The following is a 3,899-nucleotide window of genomic DNA, read 5'->3' on the forward strand; positions in this document are numbered from 1 at the left end:
CATCGTGCCGCCGAACTGCCTGTCTGGCTGCACAGATACAATTGGCATCGTCCACATGGCAGCCTAAAGTCAAAAACGCCTATCAGTCGCCTCGCCCTGATCGAGGACAACCTGTTGAAGCTCCACACCTAGGTCACTATCGGGGGGCCTTAAACCTGAACAGCTCCATCGTCGCGGCTGCTGCGGAAGCAGGAGCTATCACTGGGACCCGTACTGGTGCTTGTCAGCCGCTGAGCCGCTACTTCGTCTTAGGAAGAGCATTGTCCTTGCCAAAAGCCGGCCAGTATTTCGAGATTGCCAGTGTGGCGCCGGCTGAAGAGAAATGACCATAGTCGAAATATAAAAACTCTCCTCTATCGAAATAGGCGCAGCGTCCTGCGCTGCACAGGAATTTCAGCGGATCGATGAATGTGGCGCCTTTGGTAAATGAGCGCACACGTTCGTTGACGTCGGGGTCCATCGCGATCGGCCAGGACGTATCGTCCAGATTTTGGCGCTTGGCGAAGAACGCAATTTTCCGGACGTCAGTTGGGAACTGCGGAGACTGGCCGATGACAAACACGCGCACGCCCAGGGCACGAAGCGTAGCGATTGTTTGCTGAAGACCGTCGAAACCTCTGACCTCATAGTCACTCCATCTACCGCTGAGGATAACCGTCTTGATGTCCGCTTCCAAGATGACGTCCAAGGCCTTGCGATTGAACCGGACACAATCAAGACGATCGTACGGGTAGTAATAGAGTATCGGCGCGCAGCTGGCGTACGTATATTCAACGATGTTCGCCTGCAATCGATTTATGTTAGCACCCAAGCCGGAAACATAGTGCGCGGCGAAGGAGTCGCCCCACAAAAAAACCGTTGTTGGAAAACCGCTGGTGCGCGTGCAATCCTCCATATTCCAGCTTTCGATCCGGCTGGTGCCCTCGTTGAAACAGATGCCATTCCTCCAGTCCCCGACGGAAATGCGCCGCTGGACATAGTCCGGAAACCGTTGCGGAAAGCCGTTGCCGAGCGCCCCCGCCGCTCCGCCGGCACAAAGGACAACGATCGCGAGCGCTGAAAAGGCGAAGATAGGCCCCGGGGAGGTGAAGGCCCTCTTCTGTCGAAACGGCTGCTCTACAAACTTCCAGGAGAATGCAGCCAATGCGAGGCTTGCCACCAACATCGCACCGGTCATCAACGGATCGAGTTTTTGGAACGAAAGATAGTGCGCGAACGCATTGAGAGGCCAGTGAACAAGATACAACGAATACGAGATGAGCCCAATCCAGACCAGCGGCCTGACTTCGAGCATGCGGGTGGCGACCGTCGAGGGGGTATTTTGGCCAACATAGATCAGAAGGGCCGTTCCGATGCATGGATACAAGGCGTTGTAGCCTGGGAACGGATCACTCGCCGAAATCGCGAAGAACCCGATGGCGAGAAGGCCAAATCCGGCCACCCCCACCGACTCCATCAGGAGTCGGTTGCCCAGCGGCGAGGGGCATTTGAGCATGAGCAGGGCGCCCAACATGAGTTCCCAGATTCGGGTCGGCAGCAGATAGAATCCGGCGGTGGGTGCCAGCGATGTCGCCATCACCGCCACTACGAAGCTGCAGAGAATTATCGGAAGAAGTGTCGTCAGCCAGCGCTTCCCGATGTAGCGATAGATTAGGAACATCAGGATTGGTGCGAAGATGTAGTACTGCTCCGCTACGGAAAGCGGCCAAGTGTGCAACAGTGGTAGAAGCGCGGCATCGATAGAGAAGTAACTTGACGTTTTCCAGAAGAAAACGTTCGACCAGAAGGTCGAGGTAGCTATGATGCTAAGACTGAATCCGCGCAGATCCGGTGGCAGAAGAATGAACAATGCCGCAATGCAGGTGAGAAGCATCACAAAGACGAGCGCCGGCAGAATGCGCCGGGCACGGCGCCAGTAGAAGTTGACGATGGAAAATTGGCCGCGTTCAAGGTCATCCAGGAGGCTTCCGCTGGTTAGGTAGCCGGAGATGACGAAGAAGATATCGACCCCGCTAAAGCCACCCGGGATCGCCGAAATTCCGAAATGAAAGAGTACGACCGGAAGTACAGCAACGGCCCTAAGGCCCTCGATATAGCGCCTATATTGCATCCAGCGGTTCCTTTTATTTTAGATCAGGACGCGATTGGAAGCTTTCAATCTCCGGTAGGAGTGCTGCCGAGATAAGGGCGGTATCAGCCACCTTTATCCGTCCCGAATGTTCTGTAAGTTGCAACTGGTACAGAAGCACGATCGCCATCGCCGGCCTTGACGGCCTGATTGTCGAGCAGATCGCGCGGATCGTTGACCATCACGGCCAGGTTATGTCCTGTCGAACAACCAAGCGGCTGTTTGAAGGATTCTTCATTGGGTAAGGCACCATATGAGGGACAGACCGGCGGACGGGCGTGATAGACAATCGCCTCAATTCGCACTGAGCCGGCGTCGTGTTGATCGCGCAATTGAATGTTGTCTTCTTCGATTGCCAACTGCCTGGCCTGATGGGCTACCCCTGCGCTGAGCTGGGGCGAACCGCTGATGAGGAGGTGGATGGCATCGAACCGGCCGCGACTGGCCTTGTCTAGGAAAACACGCAAACGCTGCCGTTCGGAAGCGCGCAGGCTTTGCAACGTCAGGACGGTGGTCTCCTCTCGGACAAGCATTGGTGCCGATGGTTCGACATCAACTGGCGTAGTGCTTGTGCAGCCACTTACGCTTGGTGCCAGAGCGACAAAGAGGATTATAAAACGCAACATCTTTGGATGACACTATTCGATGATGAAGCCGAGACCGCCCTGGGCGCTTGGCGCGCCCGCACGGATAGCAGCGCGGTCTCGCGGGGGACTTGTCACGGAATTCGTCGGAGCGCCCCCTCCGTTCAAAGCCGGTGCCGCCCGCTCGGTCGGTGCGCTCATCTGGTTTGGGTTGGAGCCTGGTCTTACAATGTAAGGCGTAACTAGAATGACCAGTTCTGACTCCTCTTTTTGAAACGAGGTCGAGCGAAAAAGCGGTCCCAGGATCGCCAGTTCTCCGAGCCAGGGAAAGGCCCTGACATCATTGTTGACGTTCCGCCTGATTAGACCGCCGATTGCGAAGCTCTGGCCGCTGGCGAGTTCGACGACCGTATCGGCTCGGCGCGTGGAAACTGCCGGCACGGAAATTCCGTTGATTTGCACGGCACCTTGCGTCGACAGTTCACTGACTTCGGGCGTTACGTGAATGTTGATTTGATTGTTGCTGAGAACTGTCGGCACAAATTCCAGACTGACGCCGAAGTGACGGAATTCAACCGATACCTGCCTGTTTTCCTGCAGGACAGGAATGGGAAATTCGCCGCCCGCGAGAAAGCTGGCCTTTTCACCCGACATAGCGGTGAGGTTCGGCTCAGCCAGGACGGAAGCTATATGCTCCTTGGCGAGCGCGTCGAGAACCGCGCTGACGTTGACGGCACCGTTGTCGAATCCGATTTCTGCTGTACCGCCACCCTGGGTTGAACCAGACCCAGCGCTTGCAGCGCTTCCGCTTAGAACGCCCACTTTGAAATTGCCGATTTGACCGAAGGCGGACAAGTTGACGCCGAGTGACTTCATGGCGCTGCGTGAGACTTCGGCTACGCGCACGCTGAGGTTAACTTGCAGGGATCCAGCGACCTTGATGTTGTTGACGACTTGCGCTCCGTCGCCCAGATATTGCTCAGTGACTCTTTTTGCGGTGTCGGCGACCTCTGCGTCGGGCGCCGTCCCGCTAAGGATTGCGCCGCGCGGCGTATAGTTGACGCGGATGGGATAGTCGCCGACCTGCTCCCGCAACATGGCGCGTAAATCCCCGATCGGTTGCGTGACAACGATACGCAATTCGGCGAGAGGCTCGCCATTGCCATCCAAGGCGAATAGGCTGGTCC

The 3,899-nt window shown here is 56.6% G+C and carries 3 protein-coding genes and 1 pseudogene; 1 reads left to right on the forward strand and 3 read right to left on the reverse strand.

Annotated features, from left to right (window positions below):
• Positions 1–132: pseudogene (locus tag EOA22_RS26665) on the forward strand (IS481 family transposase); the annotation flags it as partial.
• A gap of 106 nt (positions 133–238) precedes the next feature.
• On the opposite strand, the gene EOA22_RS26670 reads toward EOA22_RS26665, so the two are convergent.
• The 3 genes from EOA22_RS26670 to EOA22_RS26680 form a co-directional block, all read right to left on the reverse strand.
• Positions 239–2,110, reverse strand: a complete 1,872-nt coding sequence (locus tag EOA22_RS26670; RefSeq protein WP_063169260.1) for an acyltransferase family protein — start codon at positions 2,108–2,110, stop codon at positions 239–241.
• A gap of 83 nt (positions 2,111–2,193) precedes the next feature.
• Positions 2,194–2,754 (reverse strand): CpaD family pilus assembly lipoprotein, encoded by a 561-nt coding sequence (locus tag EOA22_RS26675; RefSeq protein ID WP_063169261.1) that lies wholly within the window; start codon positions 2,752–2,754, stop codon positions 2,194–2,196.
• A 12-nt stretch (positions 2,755–2,766) separates the two neighbouring features.
• Positions 2,767–3,899: type II and III secretion system protein family protein (locus EOA22_RS26680; RefSeq protein WP_164755843.1), on the reverse strand; the 1,133-nt coding region annotated here is incomplete at its 5' end.

The sequence above is a fragment of the Mesorhizobium sp. M7A.F.Ca.US.014.04.1.1 genome (genome assembly GCF_003998745.1).
Lineage (GTDB): Bacteria > Pseudomonadota > Alphaproteobacteria > Rhizobiales > Rhizobiaceae > Mesorhizobium > Mesorhizobium ciceri.

Coding starts and splice junctions, on each gene's coding strand:
- EOA22_RS26670 (WP_063169260.1), bottom strand. CDS start 2,110: ATGCAATATAGGCGCTATATCGAGGGCCTTAGGGCCGTTGCTGTACTT.
- EOA22_RS26675 (WP_063169261.1), bottom strand. CDS start 2,754: ATGTTGCGTTTTATAATCCTCTTTGTCGCTCTGGCACCAAGCGTAAGT.